At 64.5% G+C, this 19,200-nt stretch carries 19 protein-coding genes and 1 pseudogene; 9 read left to right on the forward strand and 11 right to left on the reverse strand.

Translation table 11 applies throughout. The features are described 5' to 3' along the window. Positions 1-38: 38 nt before the first annotated feature. A complete protein-coding gene (locus BSQ44_RS02670; RefSeq protein ID WP_072601814.1) occupies positions 39-1,907 on the reverse strand; it encodes an extracellular solute-binding protein in 1,869 nt (622 codons plus the stop codon). A 17-nt stretch (positions 1,908-1,924) separates the two neighbouring features. Further along, positions 1,925-3,853, reverse strand: a complete 1,929-nt coding sequence (locus tag BSQ44_RS02675) for an extracellular solute-binding protein (RefSeq protein ID WP_072607817.1) — start codon at positions 3,851-3,853, stop codon at positions 1,925-1,927. 338 nt (positions 3,854-4,191) lie between these two features. Between BSQ44_RS02675 and BSQ44_RS02680 the strand changes: the two genes are divergently transcribed. Then, positions 4,192-4,389, forward strand: coding sequence for a hypothetical protein (locus BSQ44_RS02680; protein ID WP_072601815.1), 198 nt, complete (start codon positions 4,192-4,194; stop codon positions 4,387-4,389). Positions 4,390-4,409: 20 nt separating this feature from the next. Here the strand turns inward: BSQ44_RS02680 and BSQ44_RS26750 are convergent, their stop codons facing one another. After that, positions 4,410-4,829, reverse strand: a complete 420-nt coding sequence (locus BSQ44_RS26750) for a helix-turn-helix domain-containing protein (protein WP_157894494.1) — start codon at positions 4,827-4,829, stop codon at positions 4,410-4,412. A 169-nt stretch (positions 4,830-4,998) separates the two neighbouring features. Between BSQ44_RS26750 and BSQ44_RS26755 the strand changes: the two genes are divergently transcribed. Continuing rightward, entirely contained in the window at positions 4,999-5,145 is a 147-nt protein-coding gene (locus BSQ44_RS26755) for a hypothetical protein (RefSeq protein WP_157894495.1), read from the forward strand. Between the two features lie 120 nt (positions 5,146-5,265). Here the strand turns inward: BSQ44_RS26755 and BSQ44_RS26760 are convergent, their stop codons facing one another. Both BSQ44_RS26760 and BSQ44_RS02685 read right to left on the reverse strand, forming a co-directional pair. Next, a complete protein-coding gene (locus BSQ44_RS26760) occupies positions 5,266-5,859 on the reverse strand; it encodes a hypothetical protein (RefSeq protein WP_157894496.1) in 594 nt (197 codons plus the stop codon). Between the two features lie 413 nt (positions 5,860-6,272). Next, positions 6,273-7,043: pseudogene (locus BSQ44_RS02685) on the reverse strand (c-type cytochrome); the annotation flags it as partial. Between the two features lie 170 nt (positions 7,044-7,213). Here BSQ44_RS02685 and BSQ44_RS02690 point away from each other — a divergent pair. Together BSQ44_RS02690 and BSQ44_RS02695 are read left to right on the forward strand one after the other, a co-directional pair. Continuing rightward, entirely contained in the window at positions 7,214-7,942 is a 729-nt protein-coding gene (locus tag BSQ44_RS02690; protein WP_072601817.1) for a 3-deoxy-manno-octulosonate cytidylyltransferase, read from the forward strand. Between the two features lie 10 nt (positions 7,943-7,952). Further along, positions 7,953-8,822, forward strand: a complete 870-nt coding sequence (locus BSQ44_RS02695; RefSeq protein ID WP_072601818.1) for a prephenate dehydratase — start codon at positions 7,953-7,955, stop codon at positions 8,820-8,822. Positions 8,823-8,829: 7 nt separating this feature from the next. Here BSQ44_RS02695 and nudC read toward each other — a convergent pair whose 3' ends face one another. Next, complete coding sequence (nudC, locus tag BSQ44_RS02700; protein WP_072601819.1) at positions 8,830-9,771, reverse strand: NAD(+) diphosphatase; 942 nt, start codon at positions 9,769-9,771, stop codon at positions 8,830-8,832. Between the two features lie 25 nt (positions 9,772-9,796). Continuing rightward, complete coding sequence (locus BSQ44_RS02705; protein ID WP_378214934.1) at positions 9,797-10,150, reverse strand: HIT domain-containing protein; 354 nt, start codon at positions 10,148-10,150, stop codon at positions 9,797-9,799. A gap of 420 nt (positions 10,151-10,570) precedes the next feature. On the opposite strand from BSQ44_RS02705, the gene BSQ44_RS02710 reads away from it, so the two are divergent. The 5 genes from BSQ44_RS02710 (at position 10,571) to BSQ44_RS02730 (ending at position 14,930) form a co-directional block, all read left to right on the forward strand. Beyond that, positions 10,571-11,851 carry a PRC-barrel domain-containing protein gene (locus BSQ44_RS02710; RefSeq protein ID WP_072601821.1) on the forward strand — a complete coding sequence of 427 codons (1,281 nt, stop codon included), beginning with the start codon at positions 10,571-10,573 and terminating at the stop codon, positions 11,849-11,851. Positions 11,852-11,952: 101 nt separating this feature from the next. Continuing rightward, positions 11,953-12,429, forward strand: coding sequence for a DUF421 domain-containing protein (locus BSQ44_RS02715; protein WP_072601822.1), 477 nt, complete (start codon positions 11,953-11,955; stop codon positions 12,427-12,429). Positions 12,430-12,573: 144 nt separating this feature from the next. Further along, positions 12,574-14,034, forward strand: coding sequence for a phospholipase D-like domain-containing protein (locus tag BSQ44_RS02720; RefSeq protein ID WP_072601823.1), 1,461 nt, complete (start codon positions 12,574-12,576; stop codon positions 14,032-14,034). A 19-nt stretch (positions 14,035-14,053) separates the two neighbouring features. After that, positions 14,054-14,272 (forward strand): hypothetical protein, encoded by a 219-nt coding sequence (locus tag BSQ44_RS27140; protein WP_072601824.1) that lies wholly within the window; start codon positions 14,054-14,056, stop codon positions 14,270-14,272. A 1-nt stretch (position 14,273) separates the two neighbouring features. Then, positions 14,274-14,930 carry a cytochrome c oxidase assembly protein gene (locus tag BSQ44_RS02730; protein WP_235633329.1) on the forward strand — a complete coding sequence of 219 codons (657 nt, stop codon included), beginning with the start codon at positions 14,274-14,276 and terminating at the stop codon, positions 14,928-14,930. Between the two features lie 355 nt (positions 14,931-15,285). Here the strand turns inward: BSQ44_RS02730 and BSQ44_RS02735 are convergent, their stop codons facing one another. From BSQ44_RS02735 to BSQ44_RS02750, 4 genes are all read right to left on the reverse strand, one after another. Next, the gene (locus BSQ44_RS02735) at positions 15,286-16,482 is read right to left on the reverse strand and encodes a hypothetical protein (RefSeq protein WP_072601825.1); all 1,197 of its coding nucleotides are present in this window, start codon (positions 16,480-16,482) and stop codon (positions 15,286-15,288) included. Further along, complete coding sequence (locus tag BSQ44_RS02740) at positions 16,479-16,874, reverse strand: phage holin family protein (protein WP_072601826.1); 396 nt, start codon at positions 16,872-16,874, stop codon at positions 16,479-16,481. The genes BSQ44_RS02735 and BSQ44_RS02740 overlap by 4 nt, the downstream gene beginning before the upstream one ends. Next, complete coding sequence (locus tag BSQ44_RS02745; RefSeq protein ID WP_072601827.1) at positions 16,871-17,470, reverse strand: hypothetical protein; 600 nt, start codon at positions 17,468-17,470, stop codon at positions 16,871-16,873. Before BSQ44_RS02745 ends, BSQ44_RS02740 begins: the two co-directional genes overlap by 4 nt. Before the next feature lie 293 nt (positions 17,471-17,763). Further along, positions 17,764-19,185, reverse strand: a complete 1,422-nt coding sequence (locus BSQ44_RS02750) for an alpha,alpha-trehalose-phosphate synthase (UDP-forming) (protein ID WP_072601828.1) — start codon at positions 19,183-19,185, stop codon at positions 17,764-17,766. Positions 19,186-19,200 lie beyond the last annotated feature (15 nt).

The following is a 19,200-nucleotide window of genomic DNA, read 5'->3' on the forward strand; positions in this document are numbered from 1 at the left end:
AGCCGCGGCCTCCCCGTCGCGTCGTCCCCATGCTGCCCCTATGCCTTGCCAATGGCCCTCGCCTTGTCCTCGTCGATCCACCAGAGCGCCTCGACGGGGAACCCGTAGTCGGGCTTCGGCTCCCTGAAGCCGAACATGTCCCAGAAGGCGGCTCGGTGATTCGCCGCGTACCAGTTTGGAATCCAGTCGCGCCGCGCGCGCAAGACCCGGTCGAGCACGCGCATCGCGACGGTGAAGGATTCGCGGTCCCCGGTGCGCTCGATGATGGCGATCAGTTCGTCGACGGCCGGATCGGACGTGCCGGGCAGGTTGCGCGAGCCGGGCAGGTTCGCCGTGCGCGAATGGAAGTAGTTGGACAGTTCGTCGCCCGTCGGCGTGGCGGAGAAGGACGACGCCATCGAGATCATATCGTAGTCGAAGTCGAGCTGGCGCGCCTGGAACTGGGTGGCGTCCACCAGCCGGATCGTGGCGTCGATGCCGATCGCCCGCATGTTCTCCACGAAGGGCGAGGCGATGCGCACGAAGACCTCGTCGCGCACCAGGATCTCCAGCGCCAGCGTCTCGCCGTCCGCGTTGCGCAGGAAGTCGCCCTCGCGCTTCCATCCCGCCTCGCCGGCAAGCTTCGCCGCCTGCCGCAGCAGCGAGCGGTCGCGGCCCGTGCCGTCCGAGACCGGCTGGGTCACCGGCTCGCCGAACGCCTCCTCCGGTATGCGCCCGCGAAAGCGCTCCAGGAGCGCTAGCTCCGCCTCGCCAGGCACGCCTTCGGCCTTGTAGGGCGACTGTTCGAAGCAGGACTGCGAGCGCTCGTAGGACCCGTAGAAGAGGTTGCGGCGCGTCCATTCGAAATCGAAGCAGAGCCCGACGGCCTCGCGCACGCGCGGATCGGCGAAGCGCGCCCGCCGCTGGTTGAGCGCCCAGGCCTGCATCGACGGCCTGAGTTCGCTCGGGAAGTCGCGCTTGACCACCTTGCCTTCGACGAGCGCCGGAAAGTCGTATCCCGTCGCCCAGACGCGCGAGGTGAATTCCTGGCGGTAGAGGATGTTGCCCTTCTTGAAGGCCTCGAACGCCGCCTGCCGGTCACGGTAGAACTCGATCCGGATGCGGTCGAAATGGTAGAGCCCGCGGTTCACGGGCAGTTCGCGGCCCCAGTAGTCCTCGACGCGCTCGTACTCGATGGTCTGGCCGGGCCGGGCGAGCCCGACCTTGTACGGGCCGGAGCCGAGCGGCGCGAGGATCTGCGAGCCGTCGAAGGGATGCGTCTCGAACCAGGTCTTCGACACGATCGGATAGGAGGCGACGCTGAGCACGGTGCGATCCGACTGATTGCCGGAGAAGACGAGACGCAGGGTAGCGTCGTCCACCGCGACCGCCTCCTTCATCTCGAACAGCGGCAGTTGCAGGCTCGGATGCCCCTTCTCCTTGAAGATGTTGAAGCTGAAGGCGGCGTCCTGCGCCGTCACCTGCGAGCCGTCGTGGAACCGTGCTTCGGGCCGCATCCTGAACTCGAAGGTGTTGCGGTCCTCCGAAAGCGTCACGCTCTCGGCCAGCAGTCCGTAGATCGCGTCCGGTTCGTCGATCGCGCGCGTCATCAGGCTGTCGAAGCACATCTCCATGCGTGGCGGCGCGTCGCCGCGGGGCACGAATGTGTTGAGCGTGTTGAAGGTCAGGACGTTCTGGTTGAAGGCCCAGTTCGGCGGCGAGAAATTGAAGGTGCCACCCTTCGGCGCCTCCGGGTTGGCATAGTCGAAATGATCGAAACCCGGCTGGTACTTCAGCGCCCCGAAGGCCGAGAGCCCGTGCAGCGGTTTTCCCGTCGGGACGTCGGCGAAACCCCGGCGTCCGAAGAGCGGCGACAGCATCGCTGCGCCGGAAAGGGCCAGGAATTCGCGGCGCGCCAATCCGTTCATGGTCTTTGCCCCTGGAATCAGTTCTGGCTCCGGTACTTGGCCGCGAGCGCGGCCTCCTTTTGCGGATCGATCCACCAGGAGAAGGTGTCGATGCCGAGATAGTCAGGCTGCTCCTCGGGAATGCCGAACTTGTCCCAGTAGGCATAGCGCATCGTCGGCTGGAAGTACTGTGGCACCGCGTAGTAGTTCCACAGGAGCACCCGGTCGAGCGCGCGGGTCGCCGCCACCAGTTCCTCGCGGTCGGCCGCCATGATGATCTTGTCGATCAGCGCATCGACGACCTCGTTCTTGATCCCGGCGAGGTTGCGCGAACCCGGATTGTCGGCGGCAACCGAGCTCCAGTAGTCGCGCTGCTCGTTCCCCGGCGACATCGACTGCGGAAAGCGGCCGGTCACGGCGTCGAAGTCGAACGACTGGTAGCGCTGGATGTACTGCGCCGTATCGACGATCCTCAGCGTCGCGTCGATGCCGAGCTTGCGAAGGTTGGCGATCAGGCCGCCGGAGATGATTTCGGACGTCGGCGAGGCGCCGAGAAACTCGACCGAAAACTGCTCGCCGGATTTTTCGTTCACCATCTTGCCGCCGCGGATCACCCAGCCCGCTTCGGCGAAGAGCCGCACCGCCTCGCGCAGGTGCTGGCGTTCGGCTTGCGGCGTGTCGTTGACCGGAAGCGCGAATTCCTCGGTGAACAGTTCCGGCGGGAGATCGTCGCGGAACGGTTCGAGCAGTTCCAGCTCGAGCCCTTCCGGAACGCCGGTGGCCGCGAGTTCGGAGTTCTCGAAATAGCTGCCGAAGCGTTCGTTGAGCCCGAAGAACTGGGTGCGGTTCTGGTCCTCGAAATTATAGGCAAGCGTCAGCGCCTGGCGCACCCGCCGGTCCTGGAAGCGCGGCTTGCGCGTGTTGAAGACGAAGGCCTGCATGCCCTCGATGGCGCCCGATTCGAACTCGCGCTTGATCACGTCGCCGGCCTGCACGGCCGGGAAATCGTATTCGGACGACCAGCGCCGGGTGCTGACCTCGCGGCGGACATCCTCGATGCCGCCTTTCTTGAAGGCGAGGAACTCGGCATTGTCGTCGAGGAAATAGGTGTAGGTCAGCCGGTCGAAATTGTTGCGCCCGACGTTCACGGGCAGGTCGGCGGCCCAGTAGTCCTCGACGCGCTCCCACGTGATGCGCGATCCCGGATCGAAGCTGGCGACCTTGTAGGCTCCCGAACCCAGCGGCGACTCCAGCGTCGGCTGCGTGATATCGCGTTTTCGCCCGCTCGCGTCCTCGCCCTCGAACCAGTGCTTGGGCAGCACGGCGAGGTCGCCCATGATATGCGGCAGTTCCCGGTTGCCCTTCTGGTCGAAGGTGAACTCCACCTCACGCTCCGAAAGCGCCACCGCGTCGGTCACGTTGGCGTAGTACCGGTTGTAGGCGGGGCTGATCTCGGTCAGCTTCTCGAACGACCACACCACGTCCTCGGCGGTGATCGGCTCGCCGTCGTGCCAGCGCGCCGCCGGATTGATCCGGTAGGTGGCCGAGGAATAGTCGTCGGGATACTTGTAGGCTTCCGCGATCAGGGGATGGCTGGTGCCGGGCTCGTCGGGCGACTGCTGCATCAGCGTGTCCCACAGGAGCCCGCCGAACTCAGTGAAGCCCGCCGCTGGCGTGCCGCGCACGATGAAGGGATTGAAGCTGTCGAAGGTGCCGAAGGCGGCCGAACTCAGCGTCCCGCCCTTCGGCGCGTCGGGGTTCACGTAGTCGTAATGCGCGAAGTCGTCACCATACTTGGAATCGCCGATCAGCGACGTGGTCCTGTGCCATTCGCCGTCCTCTGCCCGTGTGTCCTGGGCCTGGGTATCCTGGGCCTGGGCATCCTGCGCCCTTGCCGCCTGCCCGGCGGAAAGCGCGGCGAGCGCGGCGGCGGCGAGCGAGGTCACGAGCGTCTTGCGAAAAGCCATTCCGATGATCACCAGCTGAAGACTCCTTCCTGAGAACCTAGGCCGCGCGGCAAATGGGGGAACCCCAACGGCCACACAAGCCGACGTTAACAAAAAAAGCCCGGCGGAACCCGACGAAAGTGGGGCAGCCGGATTACAATTTCGTCAGGTAGCTTGGGTGCTTCATGTGGAAGACGGAGCGGGATCAGACGCTGATGACTCCGATCGCCTCCGGCGACCATGAGGTCATGGCGGCGATCCACGACGCTACCCGCTCCTAAACGGTGAGATGGACCCTCCCGCTTGCTACCATCATCCGGCAGTTTGTGGAGCACCAAGCTCTTGAAGGAGCCGCCAAGATGTCGACTATCTCCGGCGCGGTCGAACACCTGGAACTCGCATATGGACAATTCGCCAAGTCGGTCGACAAACTCCGCGACAAGGCCGCAGAGATCGACGGCGAGGCTGGGAGCCGCGCGGCAAAAGAAGCCGACGCACTTTTGGGACGGGCGCTGCTCGACGCCGCGCCATCTATAACCGATCTGAGTTTGTCCTGAAATACGCTGTTGATCTATCACTATAACACGCGACGAAGTCTTCCTAACGCCTTGGTATCGTTGATACACTCATCTATTTTACTTTTTAATTCTTCCCACTCTCCAATAGCCGTTAAATATTTTTCTTTATTGCTTGTATCAAGATAGCGCTTCATATCTCTATGTCGATCATCAATACTATTTCTAATAACTTCAATATCTCTATTATTTACCCTTATATTTAGTCCAATCGCTCTCGCGTATGAAGAAAGCTCTATGTTTTGTTGAGCGGAAAACAAACCCCTAGTATTTAAAAGCCCATTTACAATTTTCTCGGCGGTGGAACGCCGTACATGCTTATTTTTGATTAGGTTGTACAATGTCGTCCGGCTAATCCCCGCATGCTTCGCGATTTGTCGAAGCGACATCCCGGTAGATCGTTGCAGTTCGGTGACGTCCAAGGAAACAACCAATTTTGCGATCCTCAGTTTTCTTTATGTACCAACATGGACATGTCTGCTCGAAGTTCCAAGCGCCATTCTCGGTAAACCGGTCCATAATTGTTCATATTGGAGTTGTGAACCATCATACACATTCCTATTCTTGCAAGCGAATTGGAGGAACACTGTGATGGACATGAGCTTGGCGACCCTCGTTCTGCTTGCCGTACAGACGGTCCTCGCGGGCTGGATGGTATACATCATGCTCAAGAAAGACGCCCGCGACGACTATGTCGCCCATCGGCTACTGAAGAGAGGCGATGAGGACAAGGGATAGACGAGAGCGACTACAACTAGGTTGGTACCTAGCGACTTGCAGGACACGTATTAGGTGTCTTGCGCAGGATAAGAGACTGGGCCGGCTCCTCGCGCGTCCTAGGGGCTCTCTCGGAGCGCTTCATTCGTCGCTGGTGCCTTTTTGCGCCGCAGCCCGCTCTTTACGATCTCTGGTCCATTCTTTTCGCTGTTCTCGCTCTTTGGCGCGGTCCGGGTCAGAATAGGCGTCCACCAGTATCCGGCGTTGACCGCTAGAAACTGATTGCCAGCTCTCCCGAATGGCTTTCAATTCGTCGGCGACCTGGAGGAGAGGAGACCCAAACCGCATCATCGAGTCATAGTCGGCGATATTGAGGACGTACTTTCGGCTCTCTCGAACGGAACCGGGTGAATCTCGCCATGATACTCTAACTTCGAATGAAAACCCTTTTAGCGTGGCATACTCATCCACGCCGCTTACGATAGCTTGGCCGGGTCTAAGAATGCTCAGGGTCTGACCAGGCACCTTACCCAGTTCTGGAAGTCGGCGGGGAAGCGGGGGTTCGAAGTCCACTTCGACCCCATATGCAGCCGTATTGCCAGTATTTATTACGTGCATGTCGAACTGATTTAAGTGCCACTGGTTCGGCTCTAGGGTCACCACGACTTCCGGAGTTGGTGACGTGCTATCTGCCATCCGCCGCGTATGACGAGCCAGAACAATGGTCGCCCACATCAGAGCGGCGGTCGCCAAAGCGGTGACAATTACAGAACTTACTTGAACCCCACCTAGTAGGTCGGAATAGCCATCTTCTATCCGCGTTCCTCGTTACCGTTGTGTTCCATCATATCACGAGGGAGAGCACGGCTCCGATAGAACGGTGCCCAATCCGGTGCCCATCTCCTTCTGTTCCACTTAAGCCCACAGCGAAATCAGTGACTTAGCCAAAGAAAAAGCCGGGCGGAACCCGGCTTTTTCGAGGCGTTTGCATTACGATTTCGTCATTGAGCGGCGGGCGTTTCTTCCTCCGCCGGTTCAGCAGGAAGCACCGCCGGCTGCTCGGCCGCGTCGGGAGTGGCGGGCTCGATTGCCGCCGGCTGCTCCGCGGGGGTCTCGGTTGCCGGAGCGGCCTCCGTCGGCTCATCGGCCGCGGGAGCTTCCTCCGCAGGTGCGGCCTCCTCGGTCGCCGCGGGCTGCTCGCCTTCCGTCGCTGGTGCGGCATCGGCGGGCTGCTCTTCGGCGGCCGGAGCCTCGGTACCCTGGGCGGCGGGCGCAGCTTCCGGAGCCGCCTCGGTGCCTTCCGCGGGCGCGGCTTCGCCGCCTTCAGCCGGCGCGGCTTCGCCCGCCGGGGCCTCGGCCGCTTCGGTCTCCTCGACCACCGGCAGCGGCTCGGGGGTGTCGGCGTGCTCGCGCAGATAGGCGATGATGTCGGCGCGGTCCTGGTCGCCCTTCAGGCCGGCAAAGGCCATGGCGGTCCCGCGTACCAGGCCCTTCGGCGAATGGATGAACTCGTCGAGATGCTGGTAGTCCCAGACCACCGAGCCGCCCTCGGAAAACTCCTTCAGCGGGCCGGAATAGGCAAAGCCCTCATGCGAGGCGATCGGGCGCATCACGACGCCCCACAGGTTCGGACCCACCTTGTTGGCGCCGCCCTGCTCCACCGTGTGGCAGGCCGCGCAGCGCTTGAACAGCGTCTCGCCCGCGCCGACGTCCGCCGAGGCGAGCCGCACCGCGATCGGAACGATCTCGGGGACCTCGGGTCCGCCCGCGCCTTCGGCTTCCGCAGCCTCGATCGCGTAGCCGGGCGTCTCGGGAGCCGGGCTGGCGAAGATCGCATCCGAGAGCAGCGCGATCGAGAAGACGACGAAGATCGCGCCGAGCAATCCGCCGAGCAGTTTGTTGAGTTCGAATGAATCCATTGATCCCGCAGCTCCTGAACGCGGCCGGAATTCGCCCGCGCGCCCGCATTCCGACCGGTCGGAGCCGGTCAAATTCGGGCGGAAACTAGGTCTTTTGCTCTGGCGTTGCAACTCCTATAAGGGCCCCACCACATGAGACCTTTTGCCACTTTCGCCCGCGTTTTTACCGCATGTCCGTTCTCGTTCTGATCCCCGCGCGCATGGCTTCGACGCGCCTTCCGGGCAAGCCGCTGGCCGATATCGCCGGCCGGCCGATGATCGTCCACGTCGCCGAACGGGCCCTTGCGAGCGGCCTCGGGCGTGCCGTGGTGGCGACCGACAGCGCCGATGTTCTGGAGGCGGTGCGCGCCCACGGCCTCGAGGCGGTGATGACGCGCGGCGACCATCCCTCCGGCTCCGACCGCATCTTCGAGGCGCTCGAAGCGCTCGATCCGGACGGCGAGGTGGAGGTCGTCGTCAACGTGCAGGGCGACCTGCCGACCATCGATCCCGCTATCGTCGCCGCCGCGCTGAAGCCGCTGGAGGAGCCCGCCGTCGACATCGCCACGCTGGGGGTGGAGATCGGCCGCGAGGAGGAGAAGACCAATCCGAACGTGGTCAAGATCGTCGGCGCGCCGCTCGGGCCGGACCGGCTGAAGGCGCTCTATTTCACGCGCGCCACCGCTCCCTGGGGCGACGGCCCGCTCTATCACCACGTCGGCCTCTATGCCTATCGCCGCGCCGCGCTCCAGCGCTTCGTGTCGCTGCCCGCGTCCAGTCTGGAGTTGCGCGAGAGGCTGGAACAGCTCCGCGCGCTGGAGGCCGGCATGCGCATCGACGTCCAGATCGTCGACACGGTGCCGCTCGGGGTGGATACGCCCGGGGAACTCGAACGCGCGCGCCGCATCCTGAGCGCCTGAGGACAAAACAATGCCGCCGAAGACCGACAAGATCTCCTTCCAGGGAGAACCCGGAGCCAACTCCGACACGGCGTGCCGCAACATGTTTCCCGACATGGAGCCGCTGCCGTGCCCGACCTTCGAGGACGCCTTCAACGCGGTCGAGGCCGGCAAGGCGGATCTGGCGATGATCCCGATCGAAAACACCATCGCCGGCCGCGTCGCCGACATCCATCACCTCTTGCCGCAGTCGAAGCTCCACATCGTGGGCGAATATTTCCTGCCGATCCATTTCCAGCTGATGGCGCTGCCAGGCGTCGGGCTGGAGGAGATCAAGTCCGTCTACAGCCACATCCACGCGCTGGGCCAGTGCCGCAAGGTGATCCGCAAGCACCGCTGGAAGCCGGTGGTCGCGGGAGACACCGCCGGCGCCGCGCGCGTGGTGGCGGAGGAAGCGGTGCGCTCCAACGCCGCGCTGGCCCCCCGGCTCGCCGCGGATCTCTACGGGCTCGACATCATCGCCGAGAACGTCGAGGACACGGAAAACAACGTCACCCGCTTCGTGGTGCTGTCGAAGTCGAAGCGCTGGGCCGAACGCACGGTGCCGGACGCGCGCATGATGACGACCTTCATCTTCCGCGTCCGCAACGTGCCGGCCGCGCTCTACAAGGCGATGGGCGGCTTCGCCACCAATGGCGTCAACATGACCAAGCTGGAGAGCTACCAGCTCGGCGGGAAGTTCTTTTCCACGCTATTCTATGCGGATATCGAGGGCCACCCCGACGACCGCAACGTCGCGCTCGCGCTGGAGGAATTGCAGTTCTTCTCCCGCGAGGTGCGCATCCTCGGCGTCTACGACGCACACCCCTTCCGCGACACCCAGACCGAGGACGAGGAGTAGGCGCGGCCTATTCCGCCTCCGCCCACGCGCGGATCAGGTGGTGCGCGATCGCCATCCTCGGCGGCACCTTGATGCCTTCGGGATGATCGCCGGCGATGATCCGGTGCGTCTCCTCGCGCGAGAACCAGCGGCAGTCCTCGAGTTCTGTGCGGTCCGCGTCGATCTCGTCGCTCACCGCTTCCCCGAAGCAGCCGATCATCAGCGAATAGGGAAACGGCCATGGCTGGCTGGCGTGGTAGACCACGCGGCCGACGCGGATGCCGGCCTCCTCGAACGTTTCGCGGCGCACCGCGGCCTCGATCGTCTCCCCCGGCTCGATGAAGCCGGCGAGGCACGAATACATGCCAGGTGGAAAATGCGGGCTGCGGCCGAGCAGGCATTTTTCGCGCTTGACCGCGAGCATGATCGCCACCGGATCGGTGCGCGGAAAATGTTCGGCACTGCAATTGGTGCAGGCGCGCTTGTAGCCGCCGATCCGGATCTCCGTCGGCGATCCGCAGCGGCCGCAGAAACGGTGGTTCTGGTGCCAGGCGAGCAGTGCGGCCCCCTGCGCCAGCGCGCCCAGCGCGCCGTCGTCGAGCAGGCCCTGTGTGTAGACGGAGCGGAAATCCAGCGCCTTCATCGTTTCCGGCAAGCCCTCGGCCTCGACGCCAGCGGGCGCGGCGAGCACCGGCCCGGCATCGTCGCGTCCGAGCAGGACGGCGTGTTCCAACTTGGCCCAAAGAGCCTCCGCCTCCGCGCGCGAGTACCACGCCTCGAACCCGGCGCCGTTCTGCTTCAGGTGCATGCGCCCCGAACGGATCAGGATGATGCGGGCGGCCGGCTCCTTGAGCGCCTCCGTCACGCAGTCGTCGCGCCGGTTTTCCGACTGCCGGTCGATCCGGTTGCCTGCGAAGCCGACGAAATGGCTCGGTTCGCGCTCGGGCGCGTCGAAAAGTCTGAAGTTCATGAAGGGAATTCCTGTGAGCGAGACGTCATAGCGCCTTTCGGATCGTCTCGGCAAACCGGTGCAGGTCCTCGCGCCGGTACGGCTCGCGCTGTCCGAAGCCCCAGACGGGTCCGGGCCAGTTGGGGTCGCCTTCCGAGCGCGCCACGACGTGCACGTGCAGCTGCCGCACCACGTTGCCGAGAGCGCCGGTGTTGATCTTCAGGCATCCGGACGCCTTCTTCAGCCCCTCGGAGACGAGATTGGTCTCGAAGGTGAGCATCGCCTGGTCGAGCGGGGTCAGGTCGTGGATCTCCACCGCGCCCGGTCGCTGCGGCACCAGGATCAGCCACGGCCAGCGCCGGTCGTCCATGACGCGCAACTCGCACAGCCCGAGCCACATCAGCTGCACGCTGTCCTTGTCGAGCCTGCGGTCGAGCTCGAACCCGGGGCGACTGCCCTTCAACAATTTCGGTTGTCCTCCCGATAGCTGCGCGCAAGGCTAGTCCGCGGCAGGGCAGGGAGCAAGGTTTCCTTCCACGAGCCGCGGGGATCGTGGAACGTCCCGCTGACGGGCTGACGATCCCCTTTCCATGGCCGCCTTCACTACCGACCCTCAAAGCGGAGAATTCCGCGCGCCTGCGACCGCGCATTTCGTGATCGATGCAACATTGCGTGATTTTTTCCGGAACACTTCAAAGATCGGATCGTTCGCCAAGGGAGCGTCACACAACGCGCTTCACGTGAAAATTTGAAAATCACGGAAGAAGCCACCGCTCAATACGCCCCAATTCTTAAGAACACAGATCGAGAGGAAATCGACATGAAGAACGGAACGAAACTCATGTTCGCCGCAGGCCTTCTTTGCGGTACCGCCGTTCCTGCCATGGCTCAGTCGGCCGACCAGAACGCCTCCGTGCAGGCCTGCCAGCGTCTGCAGCTCATCGTCAACGATTACGAAGACCGTTTCCGCGGCGAGTGGATCGACCGCGCCAATGCCGTGATCGACGATGAAGGCCGCATGGAATGCGCCCGCTACGTCGCCCAGGCTGAGCGCGCGATCGACGAACTGGATCGTCGCGACCGCATGGCGCAGGGCCAGGCCGACGAGCAGCAGATGCAGGCCGATGCAGATCAGAGCCGCATCATCGTGGACCAGCCCGAGCCGCGCGTGACGGTCGAGCAGAACGCGCCGCGCATCACCTATTCGCAGCCGCAGGCGTCGGTCGACGTAAACCAGGGTACCCCCCAGGTGATCGTGCGCCAGGCGCAGCCGACGGTTCGCGTCGAGATGCCGCGTCCGCAGATCACCATCAATCAGCCTCAGCCGGAAATCATCGTCCGCATGCCGCAGCCCGACGTGGCCGTGAACGTGCCGGAGCCGGAGTTCAACGTCTCCCAGGCGCAGCCTGACGTTAAGGTCGAGCAGGGCAAGCCGCAGGTTCGCGTCCAGATGGACCAGCCCGAGGTGAACGTCGAGGACCGCGATCAGGCCGAGGTCCAGATTGAGCGCGACCAGCCGGTCGTCACCCGTGAGGGCGGCGAGCAGCAGGCTGCCGTGAACATCGAGCGGGCCCAGCCGCGCGTCAGCTACGAGCCGGCCGAACCGAAGGTCGAATTCGAGCAGGCGGGTGAGCCGCAGGTGACGTTCAACCGCACCGGCGAGCCGAACGTGCGCATCGAGCGCATGGAAGGCGAGCAGCAGGACCAGACCGCGAGCATCGACCAGGAGGAAATGTCTCCGGATGCCGTGATGCGCCTGCAGGGCGACCGTGAGCCGCAGGGCGACGCCATGATGGTCGTCGTCTCGGATCTGGTCGACCGCGACGTGGTGAACCTGCGCGGCGAGGACCTCGGCGAGGTCGAGCGTGTCGTGGTCCAGGGTGAACGCACCTACATCGTGCTTTCCGATGGCGGGTTCCTCGGAATGGGTGGCCGCGAGGTCGCGCTGCCGCTGGATCGCATCACCGGCGTCCGTGGTGACGACGAGCTCGTCCTTCAGGGCCTGAACCAGCAGGACATCGACGCGATGCCGCGCTGGAACGGCGATACCAGCCAGGAACTCGGCCAGGACGAAGAGGTCGAGATCATCATCGAGGCGTAATGCGCCCGACTGACTGACCACGAAATCCGACCGGAGGCCGCCTCGGCCTCCGGTTTCTTTTTGCCGGTGCACGCGCACGCAACCCGACGGGGGAGACCGAAATGGATTGGTCGAACATGCTGTTCCAGGATTGGGAAGGCATCGCGCGGACGCTCTTCGTGGGTATCCTCGCCTATGTCTGTCTCGTCTGCTTCCTGCGCATATCGGGCAAGCGTACGCTCGCCAAGCTGAATGCGTTCGACCTCGTGGTGACGGTCGCCCTCGGTTCGACACTCTCGGCGATCCTGCTGCAGGAGAGCATCCCCCTTGCCGAAGGGGCCACCGCCCTGGGGCTGCTGATCGTCATGCAGTATCTCGTGACCTTCACCTCGGTGCGCTGGAGCGGCTTTGCCCACACGGTCCGCTCGCAGCCGTCCCTGCTCGCGCGCAACGGTGAGTTCTGCCGCGACGCGATGAGGCGGGAGCGGGTGACCGAGGAGGAGGTCAGAAGCGCGATCCGCGCCAACGGCGGTCGCGAGGTCGAGGACACCAGCGCCGTCATTCTCGAAAGCGACGGCAGCATCAGCGTCGTCCAGTAACGATCCTGATCTGCTATGCTGCGGCCTCGAACCGGTATGCAACAAGGCACGCAAAACCGCGTTTACCGGCCGGAAGCCACGTTGGTTCCCAGGCGGGAACATACATGCGCGCCCACTGTTGTGGGCGGGTCGGCAGGGGAAGACATGGAACCTGAAAAGCTGAATCTGACGCTGCAACCGGGGCGCAACTGCTGGCGGATCGACCATGCGGAGCGGTTCGCCATCTTGGTCGATGCCGCCGCCTACTTCAAGGCGGTGAAGGAGGCCTTCCTGACCGCCCGGCACTCGATCTTCCTGATCGGATGGGATTTCGATACCCGCATCAAGTTCGAGCCCGAGGGCAGCACGCTCGACGGTCCCAACAAGCTCGGCGACTTTCTGAGCTGGCTCGTCAAGCAGCGGCCCGAGTTGAACGTCTACGTCCTCAAGTGGGATCTCGGCACTGTCTATTCGCTGGGACGAGGCACGACGCCCTTCGCCATCCTTGGCTGGACCACCAACAAGCGTCTGCGATTCAAGCTGGACCGGATGCATCCGCCGGGCGCCGCTCACCACCAGAAGGTCGTCGTCGTCGACGATGTGCTCGCGTTCTGCGGCGGCATCGACATGACGAGCGACCGATGGGACACGCGAGCCCACCTCGACGAGGACGATCGCCGCAAGAGGCCGAGCGGTTGGAGCTATGGGCCGTGGCACGACGCGACGGCCGCGGTCGACGGCGACGCGGCCGCTGCCTTGGGCGAACTCGCCCGGGACCGGTGGAAGAGGGCGACCGGCGAGAAGCTTGAGCCGCCACCGCCGCTCTCCCCGGTCTGGCCCGAGGATGTCCAGCCGACCTTCACGAACGTCAAGGTCGGCGTTGCCCGCACGATACCCGAATATGGCGAAGCGGAGGAGGTGAACGAGATCGAACAACTCTACCTCGACGCGATCGCCAGCGCGCGCAAGACGATCTACTGCGAAAGCCAGTACTTCGCCTCGCGGACGATCACGGAGGCGATCGTGGCGAGGCTGGAGGAAGAAGACGGACCCGAGATCATCGTCGTGAACCCGGAATCGGCCGACGGCTTTCTCGAGGCGGAAGTGATGGATTCGGCGCGCTACAAGATGCTGCGGAAGGTGAAGAGCAGCCGCCATGGCGACCGCTTCCGCATCTACACGCCCGTCACCGACAATGGCCGGCCGATCTACGTCCACGCCAAGATACTCATCGTCGACGACTGCTTTCTCAAGATCGGATCCTCCAATCTCAACAACCGCTCGATGGGGTTCGACACCGAGTCCGACCTCGCATTCGAGGTGATCGACGAGGCTTCGCCGCTGCGCGAGAAAATCCTGAATGTCTGCCACGACCTGGTCGCCGAGCACCTCGGCGCCAATCCCGTCACGGTGCGCGAGACGCGCCAGAAGTGCGGCGGCTCGCTTATCGCGGCGATCGAGACCCTGCGCGGCGAGGGCCGAACGCTGTGTCCGTTCGAGCCCGAAGAGATCAACGCGGTGGAGGAGGAACTGGCCGACAGCGACGTCCTCGATCCCGAGCAGCCGCCGAAAATGATGAAATCCCTCATGGCGACCCTGCGCCACCATACGGGGTTCCTGCGGTGATGCGGCGAGGCGTCGGGCCATGAAGAATGGACCGGCGGTAGGCTCCTCGCCGCTGTTCGGCCTGTTCGCCGCCCTGGCCGCCGCGGTCGCGGCACTTTCCCTCTTCCTCTCGGAGCCCTTCCATTCGCAGGGTCTCGAGGCTCCGCATGCGACGGCAGCGCCGGCGACCGCCAGACTGGAGGTCGCCGGGCCTGCTCCGCAATCGCTCGCCGGCACAGCCAGACGGGATAAGGACTAGGGTGGAAGGACGAGGCATCGCCCGCGGCGGAGTTGCCTCGGCGCGGCGGCGAAGCTTCGCCATCGCTGCCCTCGTTGCCGGCACCGTCATTCTCTGCGCGCTCTGGCTGTCGCCGCTCCCGGCAATGAGTCGGCGCGCCTTCTCGCCTCACATGATCCTGCACCTCGGCGTCACGGTGGTCGCGGCGCCGCTGATCGCGGTCGGGTTGCTCGGTCTGGGGAAACGGTCGGCGGGAACCGACCGGCCGCTCCTGCTGGCGGTGGTCGCGTCGCTGTTCGAGCTGGTCGTCGTGTGGGGCTGGCACGCACCCGCCGCTCACGAGGCCGCCGCTGCGCGCGATCCCGTCTTCGTCGCCCAACAACTGAGTTTCCTCGCCGCCGGCCTCGGCATCTGGACGGCGAGCTTCTCCGGCGCGTCGCGCGCCCAGGCCGGCATCGGCGTGCTCGCCATGATGTTCACCTTCACGCACATGGCCATGCTCGGCATCCTGCTCTCGCTGGCGCCCGACCTGATATACTCTCCGATCTATTGCCTCGGCGCCTGGGGCTTCGATCCCCTCGACGACCAGCGACTGGGCGGCGCGCTGATGGCGGTGTTCGGAGGTCTACCCTACCTGCTCGGCGGCATCGTCCTGGCGTTCAGGCTCGTCAGGGAGTGACCGGGGGGGGCCTGTTCGATGATCCTGCCCTACACCTCTTTTCGTCATCCTCGGCCGACCGCAGCGAAGCGGAGAGAGAGCCGAGGATCCAAGCCTGAGAAGTGACGAAGGTGAGGTGGTAGACGAAGGGCGGTTTCCCGCTCCGTCTCGCGTGATCGCGAAGTTCGGGCACCGATCTTAAAGAGCCCGCGCGACGCCGCTTCGCGGCTGCTCAGTCCTGGAATGACGAAGATGTGGGACGCGCGCTAACGGTCAGCGTGGTTCGGACGAAGGCTGTGCGAGACTCGTTTCGCCCAAAAAAATACCCCGCCCTGAGGGGCGGGGTAGCTTCGATTTCGGTTCGACGTTCGGGAGATCAGACCGGCTTGCCGGTGGTGGTCCCTGACGCGCTGGTTCCGGAAGTAGACGACGCGCTCGAGACGCCCGCCTTCTCCTTGGCCGAGTCCTTCGCCGTTTTGGCGGCCGTCGCGGCGACGGTTCCGACCTTCTCGGCGACCGGCTTGCCGCCCTCGGGCGTCAGGCCTTCCTCGTCCGCCGAAGACTTGGCGGCAGCGTAGCTCTTGGCGGCCACGTCCTTGGCATCCTCGTAACCGCGCTTCAGACGGCGCTCGGCTTCGTCGCGCAGTTCGTCGCGCGTCTCGCCGAAGGTCTCGTCTTCCAGGCGGGTGCTCGGAAGCATGGCGCCGATCGCCGCGCCGACGGCCAGGCCGATCGCTCCGATGACCAGCGGCTCGCGGTCGAGCGCCGACATGAAGCCGTCGCGTGCCTGGGAAACGCCGCGGCTGGCATATTCGCCCGCGTCGGAAGCGTAGCGACCCGCCGTGCGGCCGGCATCCGCCGCGTAGTGGCGGGCATCGCTGGCGTAGCGCCCGGCGCCGCGCATGGCGGAGTTCGCGTAGCGTCCGCCTTCGCGAGCCGCATCCGACGCGTAGCCACCGGCGCGGGACGCCATCCGGCTCGCACCTTCCGCTGCGCTGCCCGCGGCATGGGCGGCGCCGGAGGCTGCGTTCCTTACCGAAGCAGACGCCGAGGACGCGGAACCGCTTACCCGGCTGGACGCGTCGGCGGCAGCGCCGCTCACCTTGTCGGAGGCGGCTCCCGCCTTGTCCTTGGCCTTGTCCTTCCAGGAACTGCCGCTGCTCCCTTCCCGCTCGACGTAGCCCACGCCTTCGGCGCTCGCCTTGTCATCGTCGTAAGGATAGCCTGCGGGATAGCCTGTGACGTCCGCGGTCGCCGCGTCCGGATAGGGATAGAGGTCGTCCTCGTAGCCCAGGCGATCGTCGGGATAGGGGTAGTACTCGCGACGCACCGGGCGCGGACCGGCGAAAAGCCAGGCGACGCCGGCGCCGATCAGCGCGAGGGCGAGCGGATTGTCCCGCACCTGGCGTCCGAGGTTGGACACCGCGGCGGAGCCGTTCGAATCGCGCATGTAATGCAGCGCTTCCTCGAACAGCTGGCCCGGAGCCATGCGATCACGGATTTCGTCGGCCGTTCCGGCCATCTTGGCGCGCACTTCTTCGGCGTGGCGCTCGTGTTCGGTCGAGGATGTCATCGCACCTGCTCCCTTGCAACGTCTATGTCACGACGCACCTGCGTCATGGATTTGTCGGGCGTGAGCTCCGAGGGCGACATGTTCGTCGAGCCGCGGCGGATCATCATGTAGCCCACGAGGGCCACGACCACTCCGACCAGCAGCGATGCCCAGCCCGCGCCGAGCCCCAGTTCGGCAAGCGCGACCACCAGAGCCTGCAGCAGCACCAGGAGGGCAGCCAGCAGACATACGGCTCCGGCCGCGACTTCCATAGCTCCGGTACCGAACTTCGACAGCTTCTCCTGCATTTCGGAACGCAGGAGGCGCGCCTCCGTCCGCACGAGTTCTGACATCTGGTTGACGAGATCCGTCACCAGCGTACCGAGGGAGCGCGGATCCTGTTCGATGCTCATAGCGGGCCTCCTGTCGTTCTGGATGGCGTCACCGAGCCTTCGCCGGCGGGATAGGCGCGCGGCGGCGTTGACGGTTTGGAAGGCGTCGGGGTCGGATAGGCGCGTGCTGGCGTGTTTTCGCTCGCCCTGCGCTCGGCGTGGCGCGAACTGCTCTGCGCGAAGCGTCCGAGCGCAATGCCGGCCAATACGCTGGCGGCGATGAAGCTCATCGGGTTGCGCCGGCCGAACTCACGCACGCTGTCGAGCATTTCGGCACCGGACGTGTTCTGCACGCTGCGCGACAGTCTTTCGAGACCGTCGGCCGCCTGCCCCACGAAGCCGGAGACGGGGCTGCCGTCCTTGTCGAGTTCGTCACGCGCCTTGCGCACGGCGTCGGCGAAGGTGTGGAGATTGTCGGCGGCCTGACCCTTGATCTGCTCGCCGCGAGCATAAGCCTCGTCGCGGGCGCCTTCGGCCATCGACTGGGCTTCTTTCTTAATCGCGCCCGCAGCGTCGCTGACGACGCGGTTCGCGGAATCCTTTTCCTGCTCCAGCCGGCCTTTTGCGGCCTGAGCGTCGCCGCCCGGTGAGGCGTACGTCCTGTTTTCGTCAACCATCGTCAATACTCCTTATGCCAGGCCTAAGAGGGAAAGCACCGCGAGGACCACGACGATCAAGCCGATCAGATAAATTATGGAATGCATGAGTTGTCACCTCCGGATGTCGAGATCGTGTTGCGGCTACAACCCGCGGAAGCCCTGGGTGTTCCACTGCGGCGGAACTTTCGCCGGAAGGGGAGGTGACAAGCCGCGCATGACACCTGGCCGCCGGCGGCGCGGCCGACGCGCATCAGCGGAACGGACGGATTGGCGGAACCCGCCCTATTAAGGTCGATTCTTAGCCGGCAATGTCAGCCGCGGATTGTGGACGCGTCGGCGACCGGTCCGGCGGCGTCTTGCGGAGCGTCTTCTTCCTCGAGCACGTCGAGGAAGTTCTGCATCCATGTCCCCGCCTCGCTCTCCCGCACCCGTTCGAGCAGCTTTTCGTGGCGCTGCCTTCTTTCCTCGAGCGGCATGTTGAGGGCGTGGTACATCTGTTGCGCCATCTCATCGGTGTCGTGCGGATTGACGATCAGGGCTTCGTGCAGCTCCTCGGCGGCGCCCGCGAAGGACGACAGGATCAGCACCCCCGGATCCTCCGGATCCTGCGCCGCCACGTATTCCTTGGCGACCAAGTTCATGCCGTCGCGAAGCGGCGTCACGAGCCCCACCTGGCTGGCGCGGAACATCGCGGCGAGGATCGGGCGCGGGATGGGCCGGTGGATATAGCGGATCGGCGTCCAGTCGAAATCGGCGAACTTGCCGTTGATCGAGCCGGCGAGGCCTTCCAGCTTCTCGCGGATTTCCGAATAGGCTGTCACGTCCTCTCGCGTCGGCGGAGCGATTTGCAGAAAGGAGACCGTCTTTTCGAGTTCGGGATGGAGATGGAGCATGCGCGAGAAGGCCTCGAACCGCTCAGGAATTCCCTTGGAATAGTCGAGGCGGTCGACGCCGATCACCTGATGCTGGCCGAGGATGGCGCGCCGCATGCGGTCGATGCTGACCTCCTCCACCCCTGACCGCGCCATTTCGATGAAGGCATCGACGTCGATTCCGATCGGCAGCCGCAACAGCCGCACCTTTCGGCCCTTGTAGGTGATCTCGCCATCCTCACCGACAGCGTCGGGGAAGAAATCCTCGGCGCAGCGATGGAAATTGTTCATGTCGGCGGAGGTCTGGAACCCCAGAAGGTCGTACTGGAGCATGGATTCGACCAGCGCCATGTGGTTGGGCGAAGCGGCCAGGATGTCGGGCGGGGGGAAGGGAATGTGGAGGAAGTACCCGATCCGCTGCTGGCACCCGAGCGCGCGCAATCGGGCAGCGAACGGGATCAGGTGGTAGTCGTGGACCCAGACGAGGTCGTCCTTCTTGAGGAAGGGCTTCAGCAGGGAGGCGAATTTGCCGTTCACCCGCATGTATCCTTCGAAATATTGCGGGCGGTAGTCGACCAGGTCGGTCCGGTAGTGGAAGAGGGGCCACAGGACGCTGTTGGAATAGCCGATATAGTACTGCGTGTAGTCCTCGATGGTCATCGGCGTGGAGATGACGTCGACCTTCCCGATGGTGTCGACGCCGAGTTTCTCGCTCTCGTCCTCCAGCGTGTTGCCGTCCCAGCCGAACCACACCCCACCTTTCGCCTTCAGCGCATCGGCGACCGCAACCGCCAATCCACCCGATTGTGTCGTCTTGCGAAGGTCCGCCACCCTGTTCGAGACAACCACAACCCGGCTCATCGTTCAGAACTCCCC

This window comes from Aquibium oceanicum (assembly GCF_001889605.1).
In the GTDB taxonomy this organism is placed as follows: Bacteria; Pseudomonadota; Alphaproteobacteria; order Rhizobiales; family Rhizobiaceae; genus Aquibium; species Aquibium oceanicum.

Bases quoted from the DNA above. Each gene is read 5' to 3' on its own strand.
- BSQ44_RS02720 (WP_072601823.1), top strand. From the start codon at position 12,574: ATGGAACCTGAAAAGCTGAATCTGACGCTGCAACCGGGGCGCAACTGC.
- BSQ44_RS02670 (WP_072601814.1), bottom strand. From the start codon at position 1,907: ATGAACGGATTGGCGCGCCGCGAATTCCTGGCCCTTTCCGGCGCAGCG.
- BSQ44_RS02735 (WP_072601825.1), bottom strand. From the start codon at position 16,482: ATGACATCCTCGACCGAACACGAGCGCCACGCCGAAGAAGTGCGCGCC.
- BSQ44_RS02705 (WP_378214934.1), bottom strand. From the start codon at position 10,150: ATGTGGCTCGGGCTGTGCGAGTTGCGCGTCATGGACGACCGGCGCTGG.
- BSQ44_RS02715 (WP_072601822.1), top strand. From the start codon at position 11,953: ATGGATTGGTCGAACATGCTGTTCCAGGATTGGGAAGGCATCGCGCGG.
- nudC (WP_072601819.1), bottom strand. From the start codon at position 9,771: ATGAACTTCAGACTTTTCGACGCGCCCGAGCGCGAACCGAGCCATTTC.
- BSQ44_RS02680 (WP_072601815.1), top strand. From the start codon at position 4,192: ATGTCGACTATCTCCGGCGCGGTCGAACACCTGGAACTCGCATATGGA.
- BSQ44_RS26760 (WP_157894496.1), bottom strand. From the start codon at position 5,859: ATGTGGGCGACCATTGTTCTGGCTCGTCATACGCGGCGGATGGCAGAT.
- BSQ44_RS02740 (WP_072601826.1), bottom strand. From the start codon at position 16,874: ATGAGCATCGAACAGGATCCGCGCTCCCTCGGTACGCTGGTGACGGAT.
- BSQ44_RS26755 (WP_157894495.1), top strand. From the start codon at position 4,999: ATGGACATGAGCTTGGCGACCCTCGTTCTGCTTGCCGTACAGACGGTC.
- BSQ44_RS02750 (WP_072601828.1), bottom strand. From the start codon at position 19,185: ATGAGCCGGGTTGTGGTTGTCTCGAACAGGGTGGCGGACCTTCGCAAG.
- BSQ44_RS02745 (WP_072601827.1), bottom strand. From the start codon at position 17,470: ATGGTTGACGAAAACAGGACGTACGCCTCACCGGGCGGCGACGCTCAG.
- BSQ44_RS02695 (WP_072601818.1), top strand. From the start codon at position 7,953: ATGCCGCCGAAGACCGACAAGATCTCCTTCCAGGGAGAACCCGGAGCC.
- BSQ44_RS02710 (WP_072601821.1), top strand. From the start codon at position 10,571: ATGAAGAACGGAACGAAACTCATGTTCGCCGCAGGCCTTCTTTGCGGT.
- BSQ44_RS02690 (WP_072601817.1), top strand. From the start codon at position 7,214: ATGTCCGTTCTCGTTCTGATCCCCGCGCGCATGGCTTCGACGCGCCTT.
- BSQ44_RS27140 (WP_072601824.1), top strand. From the start codon at position 14,054: ATGAAGAATGGACCGGCGGTAGGCTCCTCGCCGCTGTTCGGCCTGTTC.
- BSQ44_RS02675 (WP_072607817.1), bottom strand. From the start codon at position 3,853: ATGGCTTTTCGCAAGACGCTCGTGACCTCGCTCGCCGCCGCCGCGCTC.